Genomic DNA, 18,142 nt, shown 5'->3' on the forward strand with positions numbered 1-18,142 from the left:
TTTCAGGGCGCGGGCGTCCTCAGCGCCATCAGTTCCTCGCGCGTGATGGCCCGCGACGAGAACTGCGCGGCAATGCGTTGCAGCTTCTCGGGATTGCGCTGCGTGCGGATGCGCAGGATGCGCACGCCGTCGGTCTCGATGGTCTGCACCGACTCCAGCGCGCCGTTGAAGAAGCGCAGCAGGCCCGGTTCGCCATTGACTTCCACCACCTGCAGGCGCAGGCCGATGCCGAGCAGCCGCACGACCGCGTAGTAGTACTGCGCAATGCGCTGGGCGCCGCGCAGCATCTGGCGAAAGGCGGGCACCTTGCCGCCGCTGTCTCCGATCAGCTCGACGTCTTCGGCCAGAAGCGCCTTCAGCCGCGCCATGTCGCCGCTGGCCGCCGCCTCCGCAAACCCCTCCAGCAGGCGCTGGTGAGCATCGCGCTCCACCGCGAAGCGCGGACGTTCGTCCTGGATCTGGTTCTTGGCGCGATGCACCAGCTGGCGGCAGGCCGCCTCGCTCTTGCCGAGGGTGCGGGCCACGTCCTCGTAGTCGGCATCGAACACCTCGCGCAGCAGGTAGGCAGCGCGCGCCTCGGGCGCCAGTCGCTCGAGCACGGCCAGGAAAGCCATCGAAACGTCGTCGGCGCGCTCCAGCATCTGCTCGGGCGAGGCCGGCGCATCGGTCACGAGCGGCTCGGGCAGCCAGGTGCCGACGTAATGGTCGCGCTGCTGCTTGGCGGCGCGCAGCCGGTCGATCGACAGGCGCGTGACCACCGTGACCAGCCAGGCCTCGGGGTTGTTCAGCGCATCGACGGTGGCATCGTTCCAGCGCAGCCAGGCGTCCTGTACCACGTCTTCGGCATCGGCGGAAGAGCCGAGCATGCGATAGGCGATGCCCAGCAGGCGCCGGCGATGGCGGTCGAAAGTTTGGGTGGAAGCGTCCATATGCAAGCAAGACGGACGAGCTGCCCGTCTTGTGACGGGCTCTGCGCGAACGCTCAGGCGCCTTGGTACGCGGGCTGTGGCCCCAGCGAGGCCGCCAGTTCCTTGCGGTAGCGGTTCAACTCCTGCACGGTCTTGAAGCTGCGGTTCATCAAGAGGCTCAGGTTGTGCAGGATGCGCTCGCCGACCTTGTTCTCCCAGACGGCGTCGAACTTGATCTGCTTGTCCAGCCAGTGCTCGAGCCAGTCCGGATCGGGCACGCGGCTCTGGATGGTGTCGCGCGGGAACAGCGCCTTGTTGACGTGCAGGTTGGTCGGATGCAGCGCCTGGGCGGTGCGCCTGGCGCTGGCCATCAGCACGCCGACCTTGGTGAAGGCCGCGCGCGCCTCATCGCCGAACTTTTCCATCGCGCGCTTCATGTAGCGCAGGTAGGCGCCGCCGTGGCGGGCCTCGTCCTGGCTCAGCGTGGTGTAGATGTGCTTGATGACCGGCTCGGTGTGCCACTCGGCCGCGCGGCGGTACCAGTGGTTCAGGCGGATCTCGCCGCAGAAGTGCAGCATCAGGGTCTCGAGCGGCGGCGCGGGGTCGAAGTCGAAGCGCACGTCGTGCAGTTCCTGCTCGGTGGGCGCATGCTGGGGGCTGAAGCGCTTCAGGTACTCCATCAGCACCAGAGAATGCTTCTGTTCCTCGAAGAACCAGATCGACATGAAGGCCGAGAAGTCGCTGTCATGCCGGTTGTCGCGCAGGAACATCTCGGTGGCCGGCAGCGCGGCCCATTCCGTGATCGCGTTCATCTTGATGGTCTGGGCCTGTTCTTCGGACAGGCGGCTTGCATCGAAAGACTGCCACGGAATATCCTTGTCCATGTCCCAGCGGACGGATTCGAGCTGTCTGAAGAGTTCCGGATAAAGCATCAATGTCTTTCTTAAGCCGGCGGATTTTAGTCGGCTGCTTTGGCGCGCTCGTGACAAGCGCGCGATGATGGCGACTGCGTACCCCCGCCGCGACGCGGATGCCCCCTTTTTCACACCGGAAACCCGCCATGCGAATCTCGATCCGACGGCCAGCGCTCTTTCTTTCGGCGCTCGCGGCTGCTGCCCTTCTTCTGCCGGCCACCGCCAGCGCCCAGGCCACGAGCGCCCCGGCCCCGCCTCCCGCCGCTTGCCCACCCATCCTGCAGCACACCTTCCCGCGGCTGCAAGACGAAAAACCCCAGGCGCTGTGTCAGTATGCGGGCAAGGTGGTGCTGGTGGTCAATACGGCGAGCTTTTGCGGCTTCACTCCGCAGTACAAGGGCCTGGAGGCGCTGGACAGCAAGTACCGCTCGCGCGGACTGGTGGTGCTGGGCTTCCCCTCCAACGATTTCTCGCAGGAGTCGGGCACGAACAAGGAGATTGCCGAGTTCTGCGAAAGCACTTTCGGCGTGAAATTTCCGATGTTCGCCAAGTCCTCGGTCCGCGGCGCGGAGGCCAATCCACTGTTCAAGGAGCTGGCACAAGCCTCGGGCACCACGCCGAAATGGAACTTCTACAAGTACCTGATCGGTCGCGACGGCAAGGTGGTCGAGTCCTATTCGAGCATGACCTCGCCAGACGATCGCGGCTTCGTGCGCGACCTGGAAAAGCAGCTCGGGCCCAACTGACGCGCCGCCTGCGGCATTCGTCACAAATGCTTACCACTGCCCCGGGAACCGGCTCCCGCGGGCTGGGCTCATACCGGTCTCGGGCACGTAAAGCCCGGCCATTTTCATGTTGCGAGGTCTTCTGGGCGCTTGCCGTTCGGTCGAAATCCCGAGGCGATTCTTCTCCTCCTCCCTCCCTCCCTCCTTCGTTTCGGGGCGCCTCGCAGCATTTTTATATTCCACCTCCGGGTCGAAGAAAAAAGGCGCCTTGCGGCGCCTTTCTTTTTTCGTCAGGGCTGGGTGTCGGCGAAGCTGGGCCGAAGCATCAGCTTGTCGTACAAGCGGGCCAGATTGGCGTGCTCGCCGCGCCAGTCGATCTCGGGGAAGCGATAGCCGACCCAGCCGAGCGCGCAGCCGACCGCGATGTCCGACAGGCTCAAGTGGATGCCGCTGCAAAAGGGCTTGTCGGACAGGCCCTTGGCCATCGCGCGGATGCCGCCCTCGACCTTGGCGCGCTGGCGATCGATCCAGGCCTGGCTGCGCTCACCGTCGGCCCGGCGCGCCCAGGTCGCCTCGAGGCGCCAGAGGATGCCGGCGTCCATCACGCCGTCGGCCAGCGCTTCCCAGGTCTTCACTTCGGCGCGCTCGCGGCTTTGCTGCGGAATCAGCTTGCCGACCGGCGAGAGGGTGTCGAGGTACTCGACGATCACGCGCGAGTCGAACATGGCCTCACTGCCGTCCATGATCAGGCAGGGAACCTTGCCCAGCGGGTTGGAACTGGCGATGGTCGTGTCGTCAGACCAGACGTCCTCGATCACGAACTGGTAGTCGAGCCGCTTTTCGGCCATGACCACGCGCACCTTGCGCACATAGGGACTGGCAGCGGATCCGATCAGTTTCATGCAGGCTCTCTCCCTTCCGGGGTCGTCGTTATAGCGTTTTGATTCTAGTTGACGTCCTCCCCGCCCAGAAGGACGGGGATTCCTACCGCGCCACGCAGGGGCAAGCCCAGTCATAGTCGTTTCGGTGGGTTCCTGCGCCTGTCCCGTGGGCGCGAGGCCTAGGGCCTTCGAGGCTGCACCCGTAACGCTCGCGCATGGCAGGTGTCTAACGTCCTCTTCGCAGGCGGCAGCTCCTGATTGCCCAGAAGCCCGCCCTCGGGCTGTTCTCGCAGCCCAAGCCGCGCGTCCCGCGGTCAAAATGTTCTTTGAAGCATGCACATCTGCATGCTCTGCGTGGCCGCACGCCGCGCAGGAAAAGAGCGCTTGGCTCATTCGGTTGTCAGCGCTCAGGTGACCGCAAAGACGGCACTTGCAGCTGGTGTAGGCCGGATTGACCTTAACCAGTTCGCCTCCACGCGCGGCGAGCTTGTATTCAAGTAAGCGGGCGAACTCGCCCCAGCCTTGGTCGAGGATGGCCTTGGCCGCGCTCTGGCTCCCCCTGAAGGATGAAGCTTCCGAGGGGCCCGGTGAACGCGCGCAGTGCAGAATCGACTACATACCAACGAGGGAAAAGGTAGGAAAGCATGGACATCGAAGCGCCTGTCGACGCCACCCCGGAACGCCATCCGATCGAATTCACGGCCAGCGGCAGCGAGTACTTCCGCATCTGGATCGTGAACCTGCTGCTGATCATCGTCACCCTCGGCATCTACCTGCCCTGGGCCAAGGTCCGCAAGCTCAAGTACTTCTACAGCAACACCTGGGTCGGCGGCGACGCGCTGGACTTCCACGGCGAGCCGGTCAAGATGCTGCGCGGCACGCTGATCGCCGCCGGCTTCCTGATCGCCTATTCGGTGGGCAGCAACTTCTCCGGCTGGGCCGCGCTGGTGGCCGCCTTGGCCTTCGTCGTGCTGTGGCCGGCCCTCTTCCGTGCCGCGATGCGCTTCCGGCTCGCCAACACCAGCTGGCGCGGCCTGCGCTTCCACTTCGCCGGCGACACGGCCGGCGCCTATGCCTGCATGCTGCCGCCGCTCGCGCTGGCGCTGCTGCCGGTGGCGCTCGCAGGCGCGATGGCCGGCACCGGCGGCGAGGCGCCCCAGGCGCTGCCGGCGGTCGCGGCCGGCGTGATCGGCATCGGCATGACGGCCTTCATGGTGGGCGTGCCCTACTTCCTCTGGCGCGTGAAGCGCTACCAGCACGGCAACTACGCCATCGGCGGACTGCAGACGCGGCTCAAGGCCGACGTGGGCGTGCTCTACGGCATCTTCATCAAGCTGATCGGGCTGAGCTTCGTGGCCTTCGTGATCGCCATCGTCGTGTTCGGCGGCCTCGCCTTCGCCGGCCGCAAGAGCGGCATGGGCGCGGCCTTCGTGGTGCTGGTCGTAGTGCTGGGCTTCGGCGGCGTCCTGCTGTTCAACATCCTGCCTAAGTCCTATCTGCAGGTGCGGCTGCAGAACCTGCTGTGGTCGACCACCGGTAACGAGCTGATGCGTTTCGACAGTCGCCTGCTGCTCAAGAACTACCTGGGTCTGCAGTGCAAGAACTACCTGCTGATCTTCCTGACCCTCGGCCTCTACTGGCCTTTCGCCGTGGTGAACACGCGGCGCGCGCAGATCGAGGCGGTCGAGCTGCAGACCCGCATCGGGCTGGACCAGATAAGCCAGGTGGCCGGGCGCGAAGACCCGGGCGCGACGGGCGACATGGCGGCCGATCTGTTCGGTTTGGACATCGGGATGTGAGCTCAGCCCTGGACGCGCGCTTCTTCGACGGCCGCAGCAGCCGGCCATACGCGGCGCGCCTGCACGTCCAGGGCGACCTGTTGACGATCGCGCCGGCGCCGGGCGAAACCTTCGCGCCGGTCACCGTGCCGCTGGCCCAGGTGCGCTGGCCCGAGCGCACGCGGCACGGCGGGCGCATCGCGCAATTGCCGCAGGGCGCCAGCGTTCAGGCACTCGACGTCGCGGCCTGGGACGAGTGGGCCGCGCAGCAAGGCCGCGCCGAAAGCTGGGTGGTGCGCGCCCAGCAGAACTGGCGCGGCGTCGCGATCGCCTTCGTGCTGCTGCTGGCCGCCACCGCGACCCTGTACCAATGGGGCCTGCCCTGGGTGGCGCGCGGCGTCACCGCGGCGGTGCCGCTTCGCGTCGACGCCTTGATCGGCGAGGAGGTGCTGGCCTCGGTCGACCAGTCGCTGCTGCAGCCCAGCGCCCTGCCGCCCGTCGAGCAGGAACGCATCCGCCGCGCCTTCGCGCGGATGGTGCGGGCGGCCCACCCGGAGGATGCGGAGGGCGGGCCGGCCTGGAAGCTCGAGTTCCGGCGCGGCCGCGACAAGCAGCTGGGCCCCAATGCGCTGGCGCTGCCGGGCGGCACGATCATCCTCACCGACGAGCTGGTGCAGCTGATGCCCGGCAACGACGAAGCCGTGTTCGGCGTGCTGGCCCACGAGTTCGGCCATGTGCGCCAGCGCCACGCGATGCGGCAGCTGGTGCAGGTCTCGGCGGTCGGTTTCGCGGTATCGGTCGCCTTCGGCGACTTCGGCACGCTGATCGGTAGCGCGCCGGTGCTGCTGGCCGCGCTGGGCTACTCGCGCGATGCAGAGCGCGAGGCCGACGCGGAGTCGGTGCGCCTGATGCGCGTGGCCGGCATTTCGCCGCGGGTGATGGTCGGCTTCTTCGAGGCCATCGAGCGCTGGCGCGGCGCGCAGAAACGCGCCGGGCTCGACGACGACGCCATCGGCCTGGCCTTCTCCTCGCATCCGGCCACGGCCGAGCGGATCGCCTTTTTCAAGGAGGCGGCGGAGAACTGAAATTGATAGCGGCGGGGCGCCACCTAAAATTGGCCCATGAGTTTCTCTACCGTCTCCGCCCTTTCCCCCCTTGACGGCCGCTACGCGGCCAAGCTCTCGGCGCTGCGCCCGCTGATGAGCGAACAGGGTTATATGCACCGGCGGGTGCAGGTCGAGGTGGCGTGGTTCATCGCCCTGTCCGACTGCGGCTTCCCCGAATTCAAGCCGCTCACAGGCGGCGCACGCAAGTACCTGCTGGGCCTGGTCACCAATTTCTCCGAGGCCGACGCGATCGCGATCAAGCAGATCGAGAAGACCACCAACCACGATGTGAAAGCGGTCGAGTACTGGATCAAGTCGAAATTCGAGGCGCGGCCCGAGCTGCTCGCGGCCTCCGAATTCGTGCATTTCGCCTGTACCAGCGAAGACATCAACAACACCAGCCATGCGCTGCAGATCCAGGCGGCCCGCGAGAAAGTGGTGCTGCCGGCGATCGACGGCCTGATCGCGACCCTGCGCGCGATGGCGACCAAGTTCGCCGCCGTGCCCATGCTCTCGCGCACGCATGGACAGACGGCGAGCCCCACCACCGTCGGCAAGGAGTTCGCGAACGTCGCGGTGCGCCTGGCCAAGGCGCGCGAACGGATCGCCGGCGTGCAGCTGCTGGCCAAGATGAATGGCGCCGTCGGCAACTACAACGCGCACATGGCGGCCTGGCCCGAGTTCGACTGGGAGGCCTTCAGCCGCAAGGTGGTCGAGACGCCGGCACCGCTTGGCCTGGGGCTCAGCTTCCAGCCCTACAGCATCCAGATCGAGCCGCACGACTACATGGCCGAGCTCTTCGATGCGGTGGCGCGCACCAACACCATCCTGGTCGACCTCTCGCGCGACATCTGGGGCTACGTGAGCCTGGGCTACTTCAAGCAGCGCCTCAAGCCAGGCGAGATCGGCTCCTCGACCATGCCGCACAAAGTCAACCCGATCGACTTCGAAAATGCCGAGGGCAACCTCGGCCTCGCGAACGCGGTGCTGCGCCATCTGAGCGAGAAGCTGCCGATCAGCCGCTGGCAGCGCGACCTCACCGACAGCACCGTGCTGCGCAACATCGGCGTGGCCTTCGGCTATGCCGTGCTGGCCTATGCGAGCCTCGCGACCGGCCTGGGCAAGCTCGAACTCAACGAGGAAGCGCTGGCGGAGGACCTCGACGCCTCGTGGGAAGTGCTGGCCGAGCCGATCCAGACCGTGATGCGGCGCTTCGGCGTCCAGGGCGCCTACGAGCAGCTGAAAGAAGTCACCCGCGGCAAGACGGTGACGGCCGAGGCGTTGCACGGCCTGATCCGCTCGCTGGAGATTCCGCAAGCCGAGAAAGAGCGCTTGCTGGCGATGACGCCCGGCAGCTACATCGGCAAGGCCGCAGAACTCGCGCGGCGGATCTGATGGCCCTGAAATCGACGATCTTCAAAGCCAACCTTGCTGTCGCCGACATCGATCACGGTTACTACGCCGACCACGCACTGACGCTTGCGCGCCATCCCAGCGAGACCGACGAGCGGATGATGATCCGGCTGGTGGCGCTGGCGCTCAACGCCCACAAGCTGCAGGACGTGTGCAACGGCGACGGCACGCTGGCCTTCGGCGCCGGCCTGTCGAACCCCGACGAGCCCGACGTCTGGCTGCGCGATTTCACCGGCGAGGTGAAGCTCTGGATCGAGGTCGGGCAGCCCGAGGACAAGCCGATCATCAAGGCCTGCGGCAAGGCCGACGAAGTCATCGTCTACTGCTTCAATCACGCGGCCGAGATCTGGTGGCGCGGCATCGAGAACAAGCTCACGCGGCCGCAGAACCTCAGCGTGTTCCGCGTGCCGACGGCCGCCTCGCAGTCGCTCGCCGCGCTCGCGCAGCGCTCCATGCAGCTGCAGGCCACGATCCAGGAAGGCGCGCTGATGCTGGGCGACGGCACGCACAACATCGACATCGAACCCGTGCGGCTGAAGTAGGCGGGCTTCGGTTCAGGCGGGCGGCATCATCGCGCCGCACTGCCAGCACTGCTCGAATCCGCCTTCGATGAGTTCGCCGCAGCTGCATTGCCAGCGCCGCTGCGGCCGATGCTGCAGCTCGTGGAGCAGGCGTTCGGCCAGCGCGAACTGGGTTTCGTCCTCGATCCAGATCTCGGGCAGGCATTGATCGGGCGGCAACTGCCCGGCCGCGGCGCCGAGGTATTCGCGCTGCACCGAGGCCGCGACCCCGTCTTCGCGCAGCGCATGCACCCACAGCGTGGCGATCGCCAAGTTGGGGGCTTGCACGAGGCGGCGCATGGATCCTCTTTCAGCTCGGCGCGTCCGCCGGAACCGGGTCCTCGGGCCAGACGTGCTCGGCCTCGCGTGCCCGCTCGGCGTATTTGTTGAAGCGCCAGGCGCTGTCCTGCATCGTGATGCGGCGCCAGGTCGAGCGTTTCTCGCCGGGAGTCATGGCGGGCCAGTGCTGCACCTCGTCGAAGCTTCGTCCGCAGCCCTTGCATTCGTCGTCGCCCTGGCTGGTGGAGCAGATGGCGATGCAGGGCGTGTCGGGCGTGCCGAGGTACCACGCCAGCCAGGCATCCCAGGCTTGTGCGGGGAAGCCGACCTCGTCGACCTCGTCTTCGTGGTGAAACACCATCAGCGCATAGACCTCGGCCAGCGCGCGCAGCTCGGGCGCGAGGGTGATGCCATCGGGCGAGGGCTTCTGCTCGCGCCAGAAGTTGATGGCGGCCTCGATGTCGGTGATGTGGATGGCGGCCATGAGGTCGGAAAAAAAGCGAGCGGGCATCATAGTCCCGCAAAGTCCCGAGGCGATCGAAGGTTATGCGGCGCTACAAAATCCATAGCATCGGATGGCCGAACAACGGCGCATGCAGACGTTTTCTCTTTGAAGCCCGGGGAAATTCCAGTTGCCACGCCGGGGGTCTCGATGCTTTAATTCAGGCCACGAAGGGGAGTAGCTCCCGTCCGCTTTCCCGAAGGCGGATATCGCCAGGTCGTCAATACGAAGCACACAACACTTCCGGCCTGACGGGCAGCCCATACACGCTGCCGAGCAAGACCTTCGATTTGAACCCGTGCAGGTTTGATCGAAGCGATTGCAAGTTCCCGGGGCCACCCGGTCCTCATTCAGTCGCTTCATCCGAGCTGCTCGGGATAGAGCAAAACGAACAGAGGACTTTATGGAACAGCTACTGGCCCCCGAATTCTGGGTCGCCGTCGGTCAAATCATCATGATCGACATCCTGCTCGGCGGCGACAACGCCGTCGTGATCGCGCTGGCTTGCCGCAAGCTGCCGCCGGCGCTGCGCACCAAGGGCATTCTCTGGGGCACGGCCGGCGCCATCGTGCTGCGCGTGATCCTGATCTTCTTTGCGCTCACGCTGCTCGCGATCCCCTTCCTGAAGGTGGTCGGCGCGCTGCTGCTGGTGTGGATCGGCGTCAAGCTGCTCGCGCCCGACCACGATGACGCGCACGGCAACATCGCCGCCAGCGACAAGCTGTGGGCCGCCGTCAAGACCGTGATCGTGGCCGACCTGGTGATGAGCGTGGACAACGTGATCGCGATCGCCGGCGCCGCTCAGGGTGCGGGCCAGGGCCACCAGATGCCGCTGGTGATCTTCGGCCTGCTGGTCAGCATCCCGATCATCGTGTGGGGCAGCCAGCTCGTCATCAAGCTGATGGACCGCTTCCCGATCATCATCACGCTGGGCGGCATGCTCCTGGGCTGGATCGCGGGCACGATGGCCGTGACCGACCCGGCCGTCAGCAATCTTGCCGCCTGGACCTGGGTGCCGAAGCTCCCGCAGACCGACACGGTGCGCTACATTGCCGGTATCGGTGGCGCGCTGCTGGTGCTGGCCATCGGAAAGTGGGTTGCCATGCGCAAGCCGAAGCCCGAAAGCACCGCCACCGCCTGATCTCGCAAGAATGAAGGAGCACCCATGGAAAAGATCATTCTGTATGTCGACGATGCGGCCTATGCGCGCGAGTTTCTCGCGAAGCTGTCGCCGGAAGCGGTCGGCACGGGTGCCCGGCATTGGGTGCTGGTGGCTTGCGCGCCGCGCATGACGCATCGCATCAGCAAATGGGTGAGCCACAGTGCGCGCGAGAACTGGCGCAGCAAATGGTTCGCCAAGGTGCAGGAGCAGCTGCTGCCGGCATTGCGGCTCGAAGGCGGCGAGGTCACCCCGGTCCTGGCCAAGGGGCCGCTGGCCGAGCTGACCCAGCGGCTGAAGCTGGAGCACGGCGCGGCCCAGGTCGTCGATGCGCGGCGGCCGAAGATCGGCGTCGACCTCGAGCCCGTGGCGCCGGATGTGCCCTCGCCCGGCCAGTCGGGCTGGGCCTTGCCCGGCGCGGTGCTGGGCATGGGCGCGCTGCTGGTGCTGGCCAACGAGCTGTCGGAATAGGGCTCGTCGTCCCGCGTCCGGCGCATGCGACTTCTCCTCAAATGGCTGCTGAGCGCGCTCGCGCTCCTCGCAGTCACCTACGTCTACAGCGGCGTGCAGGTGCCGAACTTCACCTCGGCGCTGATCGCCGCGGCAGTGATCGGCCTGCTCAACATGTTCGTGCGGCCGGTGCTGGTGGTGCTCACGCTGCCGGTCACCATCGTGACGCTGGGGCTTTTTCTGTTCGTGATCAACGCGCTTCTGTTCTGGGCCGCCTCGGGGCTGCTCGGGGGCTTCCATGTCAACGGCTTCGTGGCGGCGCTGATCGGCTCCCTGATCTACTCGCTGCTCGGTATCGTCATCGAGGCGGCATTGGGCGGCCTGTTCTCCAAGCGAATCATTTGAGCGGCGGTTCGGCCGCTTGCTCCTTGACCAGCGCCTCGACCGCCCGCGCGCGCGTGTCGATGATCGACGCCTCGTAGTGGTCGATGGGCACGCCGCCCTGCCCCTCTGCGCTCTTTCGCATCAGTTCCTGCGCAGCCTTGAGCCGGTCGCGCGCGCCCGCGTAGTCGAGCACGGCGACATTGGCCTCGGCATCGGCGCGCACCGCGCGCAGCGTGTCGTTCTGCGCCCCATAGAGATTGGCCAGCGTGCGCCAGGCGGTCGCATCGCGCGGATGCTGGGCCACCCAGTCGCGCAGCGGCGCGACCATCGGCGCCGGATTGCGGGTGGCGACGGCCGCCTGCGCGGCGAGCAGCATCTCCGGCCGGTCCTTGGCCTTGGTGTCCAGCAGCGCGGCCGCTTTGGGGGCATCGTTCGCGGCGAGCTCGACCTCGGCGGACAGCAGGCGCGCCAGGCGCGAAGCCGCCGCATCCTCCGACGTCCGCGCGACCAGCCGCTGCGCCAGCGCGCGTGCGGCCTTGAAATCGCGCAGCTCGTTGGCCGACAGCGCCGCCGCGTAGAGCGTACCGGCCTGCTGGGCCGGCGAGCTGCGCGCGAATTCGCCGGCCCCGGCGGCGTTGACCCACAGCCGCAGCACGTCGACGCCGGGGCGCGAGAGCACGCGGGCGCGGGCGGCGATCATCGCGTGGTCCATGACCAGGGGCATCGTGTGCTCCGCGCCCGGCTTGAACTGGAAGCGCCCCTGCATGTCCGAAATCCGCTCGCTGTTGAGCGGGTGGCTGCGCAGGTAGGGATAGGAGCCGTTGTCGTTGAGGCGCGAGGCGTATTGCAGCTTTTCGAACATCGCGGCTGCGCCCTGCGGCGCGTAGCCGGCCTGCGTCATCACGCCGAAGCCGACGCGGTCGGCCTCACGCTCCATGTCGCGCGAGAAACCGAGCTGGCTCTGCACGAAGGCGGCCTGGCTGCCCATCATCACCGCCTGCCCGGCATCCGGATTGCGGCTCTTGCCGGCCGCGATCATGCCGAGGATCATGCCGGCGAGCAGCAGCGGCATCTGCCGGCTCTGCTTGGCCATGATGCGCGAGATGTGGCGCTGCGTGACGTGCGAGAGCTCGTGCCCGAGCACGGTGGCGAGCTCGTCGCGGCTGCCGGTCGCGGAGATCAGCCCCAGGTGCAGCCCGAGATAGCCGCCCGGCAGCGCAAAAGCGTTGATGCTGCGGTCGCGCCCCAGCAGCACCGTCCAGGCGAAGCGCTCGTCGAGTTCGGGCGTGAGATCGCCGCGGGTACGCGCCGCCGCGAGCAGGCGCTGCCAGATGTCCTGTACGTACTCGACCAGCACCGGGTCGTCGATGTAGTCGGGGTCGCGGTACAGCTCGCGCGCGATCTGGTCGCCGAGCCGGCGCTCGGCGCTTGCGGTCATCTCGCCGCCGTCGCCCATCCCCGGCAGCAGCTGGGCCTGCGCCGGCAGGGCGAGCTGGGACGCTATCAAAAGCGTAGCCCACAGGGTTCGCAGCCGAGGCCTCGGCAGTCGAATCGGGTGGAGAAAAAGAGTCAAGCGCGGCATTCCTCGTCAATGGCTCGGCCTCGTATGATGCGTCACTCTACGGAACGTTCATCCATGAGTCCACTCACCCATTTCGACGCCCAAGGCCAGGCCCACATGGTCGACGTGGCGGGCAAGCCCGCCACCCACCGCGTGGCCGTGGCGACCGGCCGCATCGAGATGCAGGCCTCGACCCTCGCGCTGATCGAATCGGGCACCGCGAAGAAGGGTGACGTGCTCGGCATCGCGCGCATCGCGGGTATCCAGGCCGCCAAGAAGACCAGCGACCTGATCCCGCTGTGCCATCCGCTGGCGCTGACCCGCGTGGCGGTGGCTTTCGCGATTGCCGAAGGCGGGGTGCCGCAGGTGGCTTGCACGGCCACGGTCGAGACCGTCGGGCCTACCGGGGTCGAGATGGAGGCGTTGACGGCGGTGCAGGTGGCGCTGCTCACCATCTACGACATGTGCAAGGCGGTGGATCGGGGGATGACGATCACCGGCGTGCATGTGCTGGAGAAGCATGGGGGGAAGTCGGGGAGTTATGTGGCAGGGAAGGCAAGTGATTGAGTGGGGCTAGGCATGCGCGTCGCTGTCATTTCCGCTTACTGCAAGGAACCACTTCACGTTCTGCGCAGATGCCATGAAAGCGTACTTGCGCAGTCCGGTGACGTCACTCACTTCATGATCGCCGATGGGTTCGCGGACCCTGACATTGATAGTTGGGATGGCGTGGTCCACATCAAGATACCCAATCACGCCGACTATGGGGACACACCTCGCGGCGTCGGCGCAGCCTGCGCGGCCGCCGAAGGATTTGATGCCATCTGCTTCCTCGACGCGGACAACTGGTACGAGCCCAATCATGTTGCAATGATGAAGATGGTCATCGAGAAGACCGGTGTGCAGGTGGTGACCACGGCTCGAAAGATCGTCACCATCGACGGCCGTACGCTCGGCACATGCACAGAGTCCAACGGGGTCGATTTCAATGACACCAACTGCTACTTCCTGACTCGTGCCGCGTTCCCATCCTGCGCCGCGTGGCTGTTCAAGGAGCATGCCGAGGCCATCGTCGGCGACCGGCGATTCTGGAAAGCCGTGCAGGCCGGGGGCTATTCGCGCGCCCACCAGAGCGTGCCGACAATCAACTACGTCAGCACGCTCGCGTTCCACTACCAGATGTTCGGGGAAACCCCGCCCGGCGACTCCAAGGTCATCGTGAGATTGAGCGGCGACTCGGCCTTCCGGATGCTCAGTTACGACGAGTACAAGACGGTGGTTGGCATCAAGGGTTAGTCGAAGCAGATCACTCTCGCGAACGCGTTCGAACCTATTCCGACGGGTCGTCTACCGGCTCGTTGTCCAGCCAGCGTGCGCACTCGCGCGGAAACGCTTTTCTGAAGCGCACCGCCTGCGTCAGCGCTTCGTCGTTCAGACCGAGCAGCATGGCGCTGTTGATCAACTTGGTTATGACGCGCGGCTCGGGCGAGAAGTGAAGTAGGTGCTGCGCCAGTGCGTGTACCTCGGCCGCGTTGGCGGCGCTGACCGGGGTCAGCGTGAGTTCGGCGAATTTCACTTGGTTGGCGAACAGCCACGAGCCCTGGAGCTTGGCCAAAGTGTCGTCGCGCAAGGCCGGCAGGCGCTCGTCGCGCGCGAGGTAGATCTGGCTGACCCGGGTGTAGTCCCAGGCGGCGTAGCCGACGATGGCCATCAGGGCCGCCGCCGCAGCCAGCGAAGGCACTGCATTCCGCTTCAAACGCGCCCTGTGCGACCCGGGCCACAGAAAGCCCAGGCAAAGCCCGAAGACGAGCTGGAAGGGCCCGTACCAGAGCGGGTACTCGAGCAGGCTGTGCAGCACGATTGCGCCCAGCAGGCCCCACACCATGAGCCGCGCCGGATCCGTCTCGCGCCAGGGCCGCGCCGCCAACACCAGCCAGCCGAATCCGCCGCAGATCAGCAGCGCCGCGGGGATGCCGAATTCGACTGCGAGGTGGAGGGGCAGGTTGTGGGCGTTGTCGAGGATCTCGATAAAGCGCGAGCCACCATAGAGCGTGCTGTAGTGCGCAAAGCTCAGTTCGCCCCAACCCCAGCCTGTCCAGGGGTGCTGGGCGATCAGGTCGAGGACGTTGCCCCACAACACTAGGCGGCTGTGCGCATCGGGCGCGCCTTCGCGCAGGCGGCGCATCATATTTTCGACGCCGGAGCCGGCGAGCATGGGCAGCAGCCAGGCGGCGGCGAAGTAGGCGGGGATCAGGGCCAGCAGCAGCAAGGGGTGCGGCAGCCTGTAGCCCGCAGCCCCTCCGTTCGAGCGACGCCGTTCGCGCCAGGCAAGAAATGCCGCGATGCCGCTGATCAGCAGCAATTGAAGCAGTCCGGTTCGCGAGGTGGAGGCTGCCGCCGCAAGGATCAACAGCAGCCCGGCCGGCAGCAGTACAGCGCGCACGCGCCGCCCGCTTATCGTGTGCAACCAAAGCGCCGCGATCACGGCCATGCTGATCAGGGTGGCGAACTGGTTGCGCTGGCGCAGGTTGCCGTAGGCCTGGCCGAGATCAGGTGAGGACGTCCAAGGAGCGAGCGAATCGGCGAGGCCGTAGTACTGAAGCAGGCCGAGAATGGCACTTAGCCCGTCTTTCTCAACTGGCAGGTGCGAAGCCGGCTAAGTGCTTGATTTGATTCAGCACGAGCTCGAAGGTCTCCACTACAGCGGGATGGGTTGGGCAGTGATGCGGGCGTGTTTGGCAGTGATCTTCGGCGGGGGTTGATCGGGCAGCTTCAGCCGCAGCAGGTCCAGCAGCATGCGGTGATCGGCCTCGGGCTGGGTATATCGCGACAGCACGAGCTCTCTGCCGTCGGTGGTGGGCAGGTGCACGTCCACCATCTGCATGGTCTTGAACTTGGCGATGACCTCCGCAGGCGTGATGCCGTGCGCCAGGCGCTTGAGTTGGGCCTTCAAGGTGACCTGCAGGCAGTAGGCGAGGAAGGCCACGAAGATGTGGGCCTCGATGCGCTTCTCGCTGGAGTGGTAGATCGGGCGTACGGCCAGGTCGTGCTTGAGCTCCTTGAACGCCTGCTCGACCTCGGTGAGCTGGATGTAGAACGTCCACAGCTGCGCGGGATCGTGCGCTGCGAGGTTGGTGCGCAGCAGATAGCGCCCTTCACGGCGGCGCACCTGGCGCAGCCGGGCGCGATCGAGTTCGAACTCGAAGGATGCTGTCTTGGAACTGCTGCTGGCCTCGGGCAGCTGAACCGTGACCAGATGGGCGGCGCGCCCGGCGTCGTGCTTGGCTGCGCCGAGCTTCATGAGCAGTTGATCGCGCGTGAGCGCCTGGCCCTGCAAGGCCTGCAGGCGCTGCACGTAGCGGCGCAGGCGGCGTTGCCGCATCGCACGCTCCTTGTCGATGCGTGCTGCACTTTGCGCCAGCACGTAGGTGTCTTCGTCACCGGCCAGGCGCTTGACATCGACGCCTTCGCGCACGCGCTGCCACGGCTGTGCGAGGAAGCCTTGCTCGAGCTTGCTCAGCCGCCCCTTGGGGGTGCCCACGAGATACGACGCTCCCATGCGGCGCATCTGTGCCAGGCTGTCTTCGGTGGGCACGCCGCGGTCCATCACCCAGATCCGGTTGGCTCGGCCGTAGCGCTGCTCGATGCGATCGAGGAAGTCGCCAAGCGTCGTTGAGTCGGCCGTGTTGCCCGAGAGCACCTCGTAGCTCAGCGGGAAGCCTTCAGGGGTGACGATCAGCGCGATCACCACCTGGCGGCAGTCGCCTCGCTTGTCGCGGCTGTAGCCGTACTGGCGCTTGTCGTGCTCGCTGCGCTGCGCATCGCTCTCGAAGTAGGTGCTGGTCAGGTCGTACAGCAGCACGTCGAACTTCGCGCCGAACAGCTCGCCCCAGCGCCGGCACAGGAACTTGAACAGTTCGTCCTTGTGCGCTGTGAGCTTGTCCAGGCAACGGTACAGCGTGTTCTTCTCGGCCAACGCGAAGTCGGCGTGCAGCAGATCGGCCATCGCGCTGGCGTCGAACCAGTGACGGTGCAAGCGCCATTCACTGCCAGGATCGATCAGCCGGTAGGCCACCAGCGTTTGCAGCACCTGCAGCCACGGGGTGCCTTCGCGCGAGGGCGGCAGCCGAGCGCTCCAGAAGGCGTCGAGTTCGAGTTGCTGCCACAACACGCATGACAGCCAGCACGCGCCCCACTGGCGCGGGCGTTCGAGGCGCAGTTCGTCCAGACGGATACCCACCGCATTCGCGTCATCGGCGGGCATCGAGCCGGCCGGGAACAGCGCCACTTGGCGCCTGGTTCCCTCGTCGTGCACTTCGATGGTCTTGCGCCAGGCTTCGCGCTGGCTCGCGTTGATCTCGCCCAGGTAGAGCACCTGCCTTTGCACCACACGACCATCGGCCAGTCGGCGGTTCTCCACCACGCTCCAGTAATCGTGCGTCTTGCCGTCCTTCAGGCGTCGGTTGCAGCGCAGAAACATGCGCCGCAGTTTAGGAACCGCTCGCCCGCACGCCAAGGACCAAGGTCTCCACCACAAGCGTTTTGCCGCGTCACCCCTATACGCATCAAGCACTTGCGTCGCTCAACACCCCCAAAATCGTCGAAATCGGGGTTGAGTTGAGAAAGATGGGTTAGCGCACCGGCAATGAGCAAACCCCAGGCGACCGCGGGAAATCGAACATTGCTCGCCGAAGGTGAAAGGCTGGCGCCAATGCAAGCAGCAGCAGCAATGGCGCCCAGCGCCACGCAGGCCGGCAACCACGCACCGAGTTCGCTTCCGTGGAACAGCGCAATGGAAGCGCCGCCGGCAGCAAACCACAGGAGCAGGAAGCGTCGAGGCCATCGCGGCTGCGCCCATAGCAGAAGTGCCGCCACGCAGGCCCATGAAACAAGCAGTTGCCAGACGTTGGCAGAGGGGCCCGCGGAGAACGGGCAGAGGAAGGGCCCGGCGACGAGCAAGGCCCCGAACAAGGTCAGGACCGTTGTGCGCGGCACAGCCGCTGCGATGCCGTCAGTGGCGGTCTGAGGAGCGATCATCTGCCGGCATTCTGCCGGTCAACGCTCAAGCCATCCGTCGCTGCAACCTTACTTGAGACACCTCGAACCAGTACCGGTGTAGCTCAATGCGCCTGTGTTGGTCTTGGTGTAGGAACCGCATGCATCCCCATTCATCGAACCCGTGGTCGTTGGCGTCGCGGTGATCGTGTAGGTCGTGGCATTCACGGTGAGGCCGATGTCGTAGCGCGCAGGCCCTCCCGCCGGGACAATGGTGAAAATGCCGGAGAACGTCGTATTCGCGTTGTTCGCGGCGTTGTTGCTGTAGCGGTTGTTCTCCGTATAGAAGCGCTCCAGCCAACCCTCCGCCTTCAACACTTCAGCACGTGCCTCGGCCCGCTGAGACCGTCGGATGTATTCCTGGTAGGACGGTATCGCGATCGCGGCGAGCACCGCCACGACGGCCACGACGATCATCAATTCGATCAACGTGAAGCCTTTCAGCCGCTTCGAAATTTTCATACGCG

General features: G+C 66.0%; 20 protein-coding genes and 1 pseudogene. 10 read left to right on the top strand and 11 right to left on the bottom strand.

Features of this window, described 5'->3' with window-relative positions; all coding sequences use genetic code 11:
* Positions 1-2 precede the first annotated feature (2 nt).
* Entirely contained in the window at positions 3-929 is a 927-nt protein-coding gene (locus tag ACSQ89_RS28440; protein ID WP_436292022.1) for an RNA polymerase sigma-70 factor, read from the bottom strand.
* 53 nt (positions 930-982) lie between these two features.
* Positions 983-1,840: a ferritin gene (locus tag ACSQ89_RS28445; RefSeq protein ID WP_093108585.1), complete on the bottom strand. Its 858-nt coding sequence runs from the start codon at positions 1,838-1,840 to the stop codon at positions 983-985.
* 128 nt (positions 1,841-1,968) lie between these two features.
* Here ACSQ89_RS28445 and ACSQ89_RS28450 point away from each other — a divergent pair, with 128 nt between their 5' ends.
* Positions 1,969-2,568, top strand: coding sequence for a glutathione peroxidase (locus ACSQ89_RS28450; protein ID WP_436292021.1), 600 nt, complete (start codon positions 1,969-1,971; stop codon positions 2,566-2,568).
* Positions 2,569-2,837: 269 nt separating this feature from the next.
* Here ACSQ89_RS28450 and ACSQ89_RS28455 read toward each other — a convergent pair whose 3' ends face one another.
* Entirely contained in the window at positions 2,838-3,449 is a 612-nt protein-coding gene (locus ACSQ89_RS28455; protein WP_139191714.1) for a glutathione S-transferase N-terminal domain-containing protein, read from the bottom strand.
* Positions 3,450-3,758: 309 nt separating this feature from the next.
* Positions 3,759-4,037 (bottom strand): annotated as a pseudogene (locus ACSQ89_RS28460) (zinc ribbon domain-containing protein); the annotation flags it as partial.
* A gap of 35 nt (positions 4,038-4,072) precedes the next feature.
* On the opposite strand from ACSQ89_RS28460, the gene ACSQ89_RS28465 reads away from it, so the two are divergent.
* Genes ACSQ89_RS28465 through ACSQ89_RS28480 form a run of 4 tightly spaced genes read left to right on the top strand, consistent with a single transcriptional unit; the run spans position 4,073 to position 8,267 of the window.
* Positions 4,073-5,227, top strand: a complete 1,155-nt coding sequence (locus ACSQ89_RS28465) for a YjgN family protein (RefSeq protein WP_093108582.1) — start codon at positions 4,073-4,075, stop codon at positions 5,225-5,227.
* Positions 5,224-6,291: a M48 family metallopeptidase gene (locus ACSQ89_RS28470; RefSeq protein ID WP_436292020.1), complete on the top strand. Its 1,068-nt coding sequence runs from the start codon at positions 5,224-5,226 to the stop codon at positions 6,289-6,291. Before ACSQ89_RS28465 ends, ACSQ89_RS28470 begins: the two co-directional genes overlap by 4 nt.
* A 36-nt stretch (positions 6,292-6,327) precedes the next feature.
* Complete coding sequence (gene purB / locus ACSQ89_RS28475; RefSeq protein ID WP_436292019.1) at positions 6,328-7,707, top strand: adenylosuccinate lyase; 1,380 nt, start codon at positions 6,328-6,330, stop codon at positions 7,705-7,707.
* Positions 7,707-8,267, top strand: coding sequence for a YaeQ family protein (locus tag ACSQ89_RS28480; protein ID WP_436292018.1), 561 nt, complete (start codon positions 7,707-7,709; stop codon positions 8,265-8,267). Before purB ends, ACSQ89_RS28480 begins: the two co-directional genes overlap by 1 nt.
* Positions 8,268-8,279: 12 nt before the next feature.
* Here the strand turns inward: ACSQ89_RS28480 and ACSQ89_RS28485 are convergent, their stop codons facing one another.
* Positions 8,280-8,585: a DUF2007 domain-containing protein gene (locus ACSQ89_RS28485; RefSeq protein WP_436292017.1), complete on the bottom strand. Its 306-nt coding sequence runs from the start codon at positions 8,583-8,585 to the stop codon at positions 8,280-8,282.
* Positions 8,586-8,595: 10 nt separating this feature from the next.
* Positions 8,596-9,048 (bottom strand): DUF3717 domain-containing protein, encoded by a 453-nt coding sequence (locus ACSQ89_RS28490; protein ID WP_436292016.1) that lies wholly within the window; start codon positions 9,046-9,048, stop codon positions 8,596-8,598.
* 421 nt (positions 9,049-9,469) lie between these two features.
* Here ACSQ89_RS28490 and ACSQ89_RS28495 point away from each other — a divergent pair, with 421 nt between their 5' ends.
* From ACSQ89_RS28495 to ACSQ89_RS28505, 3 genes are read left to right on the top strand one after another with little or no spacing between them, the layout of a single operon-like run.
* Complete coding sequence (locus ACSQ89_RS28495; protein WP_093108576.1) at positions 9,470-10,207, top strand: TerC family protein; 738 nt, start codon at positions 9,470-9,472, stop codon at positions 10,205-10,207.
* A gap of 24 nt (positions 10,208-10,231) precedes the next feature.
* The gene (locus ACSQ89_RS28500; RefSeq protein WP_093108575.1) at positions 10,232-10,696 is read left to right on the top strand and encodes a hypothetical protein; all 465 of its coding nucleotides are present in this window, start codon (positions 10,232-10,234) and stop codon (positions 10,694-10,696) included.
* Positions 10,697-10,720: 24 nt separating this feature from the next.
* Positions 10,721-11,080 (top strand): phage holin family protein, encoded by a 360-nt coding sequence (locus ACSQ89_RS28505; RefSeq protein ID WP_093108574.1) that lies wholly within the window; start codon positions 10,721-10,723, stop codon positions 11,078-11,080.
* Here the strand turns inward: ACSQ89_RS28505 and ACSQ89_RS28510 are convergent.
* Positions 11,073-12,641, bottom strand: coding sequence for a M48 family metalloprotease (locus tag ACSQ89_RS28510; RefSeq protein WP_436292015.1), 1,569 nt, complete (start codon positions 12,639-12,641; stop codon positions 11,073-11,075). The genes ACSQ89_RS28505 and ACSQ89_RS28510 overlap by 8 nt on opposite strands.
* Before the next feature lie 54 nt (positions 12,642-12,695).
* On the opposite strand from ACSQ89_RS28510, the gene moaC reads away from it, so the two are divergent.
* A complete protein-coding gene (moaC, locus tag ACSQ89_RS28515) occupies positions 12,696-13,187 on the top strand; it encodes a cyclic pyranopterin monophosphate synthase MoaC (RefSeq protein WP_436292014.1) in 492 nt (163 codons plus the stop codon).
* Between the two features lie 12 nt (positions 13,188-13,199).
* Complete coding sequence (locus ACSQ89_RS28520) at positions 13,200-13,916, top strand: glycosyltransferase (protein ID WP_436292012.1); 717 nt, start codon at positions 13,200-13,202, stop codon at positions 13,914-13,916.
* A 34-nt stretch (positions 13,917-13,950) separates the two neighbouring features.
* On the opposite strand, the gene ACSQ89_RS28525 is transcribed toward ACSQ89_RS28520, so the two are convergent.
* The 4 genes from ACSQ89_RS28525 to ACSQ89_RS28540 are packed head-to-tail and all read right to left on the bottom strand — an operon-like array spanning position 13,951 to position 18,137.
* The gene (locus ACSQ89_RS28525; RefSeq protein ID WP_436296636.1) at positions 13,951-15,264 is read right to left on the bottom strand and encodes a PglL family O-oligosaccharyltransferase; all 1,314 of its coding nucleotides are present in this window, start codon (positions 15,262-15,264) and stop codon (positions 13,951-13,953) included.
* Between the two features lie 54 nt (positions 15,265-15,318).
* The gene (locus ACSQ89_RS28530) at positions 15,319-17,100 is read right to left on the bottom strand and encodes an IS1634 family transposase (protein WP_436296001.1); all 1,782 of its coding nucleotides are present in this window, start codon (positions 17,098-17,100) and stop codon (positions 15,319-15,321) included.
* A complete protein-coding gene (locus ACSQ89_RS28535; protein ID WP_436296592.1) occupies positions 17,073-17,657 on the bottom strand; it encodes a hypothetical protein in 585 nt (194 codons plus the stop codon). The genes ACSQ89_RS28530 and ACSQ89_RS28535 overlap by 28 nt, the downstream gene beginning before the upstream one ends.
* A gap of 48 nt (positions 17,658-17,705) precedes the next feature.
* The gene (locus ACSQ89_RS28540) at positions 17,706-18,137 is read right to left on the bottom strand and encodes a type IV pilin protein (protein WP_436292010.1); all 432 of its coding nucleotides are present in this window, start codon (positions 18,135-18,137) and stop codon (positions 17,706-17,708) included.
* Between the last annotated feature and the right edge of the window lie 5 nt (positions 18,138-18,142).

Source organism: Variovorax sp. LjRoot175 (genome assembly GCF_964253805.1).
Lineage (GTDB): Bacteria > Pseudomonadota > Gammaproteobacteria > Burkholderiales > Burkholderiaceae_C > Variovorax.

Excerpts from the sequence above, each read along its gene's own strand:
- ACSQ89_RS28440 (WP_436292022.1), bottom strand. The coding sequence starts at position 929 with ATGGACGCTTCCACCCAAACTTTCGACCGCCATCGCCGGCGCCTGCTG.
- ACSQ89_RS28445 (WP_093108585.1), bottom strand. The coding sequence starts at position 1,840 with ATGCTTTATCCGGAACTCTTCAGACAGCTCGAATCCGTCCGCTGGGAC.
- ACSQ89_RS28450 (WP_436292021.1), top strand. The coding sequence starts at position 1,969 with ATGCGAATCTCGATCCGACGGCCAGCGCTCTTTCTTTCGGCGCTCGCG.
- ACSQ89_RS28455 (WP_139191714.1), bottom strand. The coding sequence starts at position 3,449 with ATGAAACTGATCGGATCCGCTGCCAGTCCCTATGTGCGCAAGGTGCGC.
- ACSQ89_RS28465 (WP_093108582.1), top strand. The coding sequence starts at position 4,073 with ATGGACATCGAAGCGCCTGTCGACGCCACCCCGGAACGCCATCCGATC.
- purB (WP_436292019.1), top strand. The coding sequence starts at position 6,328 with ATGAGTTTCTCTACCGTCTCCGCCCTTTCCCCCCTTGACGGCCGCTAC.
- ACSQ89_RS28480 (WP_436292018.1), top strand. The coding sequence starts at position 7,707 with ATGGCCCTGAAATCGACGATCTTCAAAGCCAACCTTGCTGTCGCCGAC.
- ACSQ89_RS28485 (WP_436292017.1), bottom strand. The coding sequence starts at position 8,585 with ATGCGCCGCCTCGTGCAAGCCCCCAACTTGGCGATCGCCACGCTGTGG.
- ACSQ89_RS28490 (WP_436292016.1), bottom strand. The coding sequence starts at position 9,048 with ATGGCCGCCATCCACATCACCGACATCGAGGCCGCCATCAACTTCTGG.
- ACSQ89_RS28495 (WP_093108576.1), top strand. The coding sequence starts at position 9,470 with ATGGAACAGCTACTGGCCCCCGAATTCTGGGTCGCCGTCGGTCAAATC.
- ACSQ89_RS28500 (WP_093108575.1), top strand. The coding sequence starts at position 10,232 with ATGGAAAAGATCATTCTGTATGTCGACGATGCGGCCTATGCGCGCGAG.
- ACSQ89_RS28505 (WP_093108574.1), top strand. The coding sequence starts at position 10,721 with ATGCGACTTCTCCTCAAATGGCTGCTGAGCGCGCTCGCGCTCCTCGCA.
- ACSQ89_RS28510 (WP_436292015.1), bottom strand. The coding sequence starts at position 12,641 with ATGCCGCGCTTGACTCTTTTTCTCCACCCGATTCGACTGCCGAGGCCT.
- moaC (WP_436292014.1), top strand. The coding sequence starts at position 12,696 with ATGAGTCCACTCACCCATTTCGACGCCCAAGGCCAGGCCCACATGGTC.
- ACSQ89_RS28520 (WP_436292012.1), top strand. The coding sequence starts at position 13,200 with ATGCGCGTCGCTGTCATTTCCGCTTACTGCAAGGAACCACTTCACGTT.
- ACSQ89_RS28530 (WP_436296001.1), bottom strand. The coding sequence starts at position 17,100 with ATGTTTCTGCGCTGCAACCGACGCCTGAAGGACGGCAAGACGCACGAT.
- ACSQ89_RS28535 (WP_436296592.1), bottom strand. The coding sequence starts at position 17,657 with ATGATCGCTCCTCAGACCGCCACTGACGGCATCGCAGCGGCTGTGCCG.
- ACSQ89_RS28540 (WP_436292010.1), bottom strand. The coding sequence starts at position 18,137 with ATGAAAATTTCGAAGCGGCTGAAAGGCTTCACGTTGATCGAATTGATG.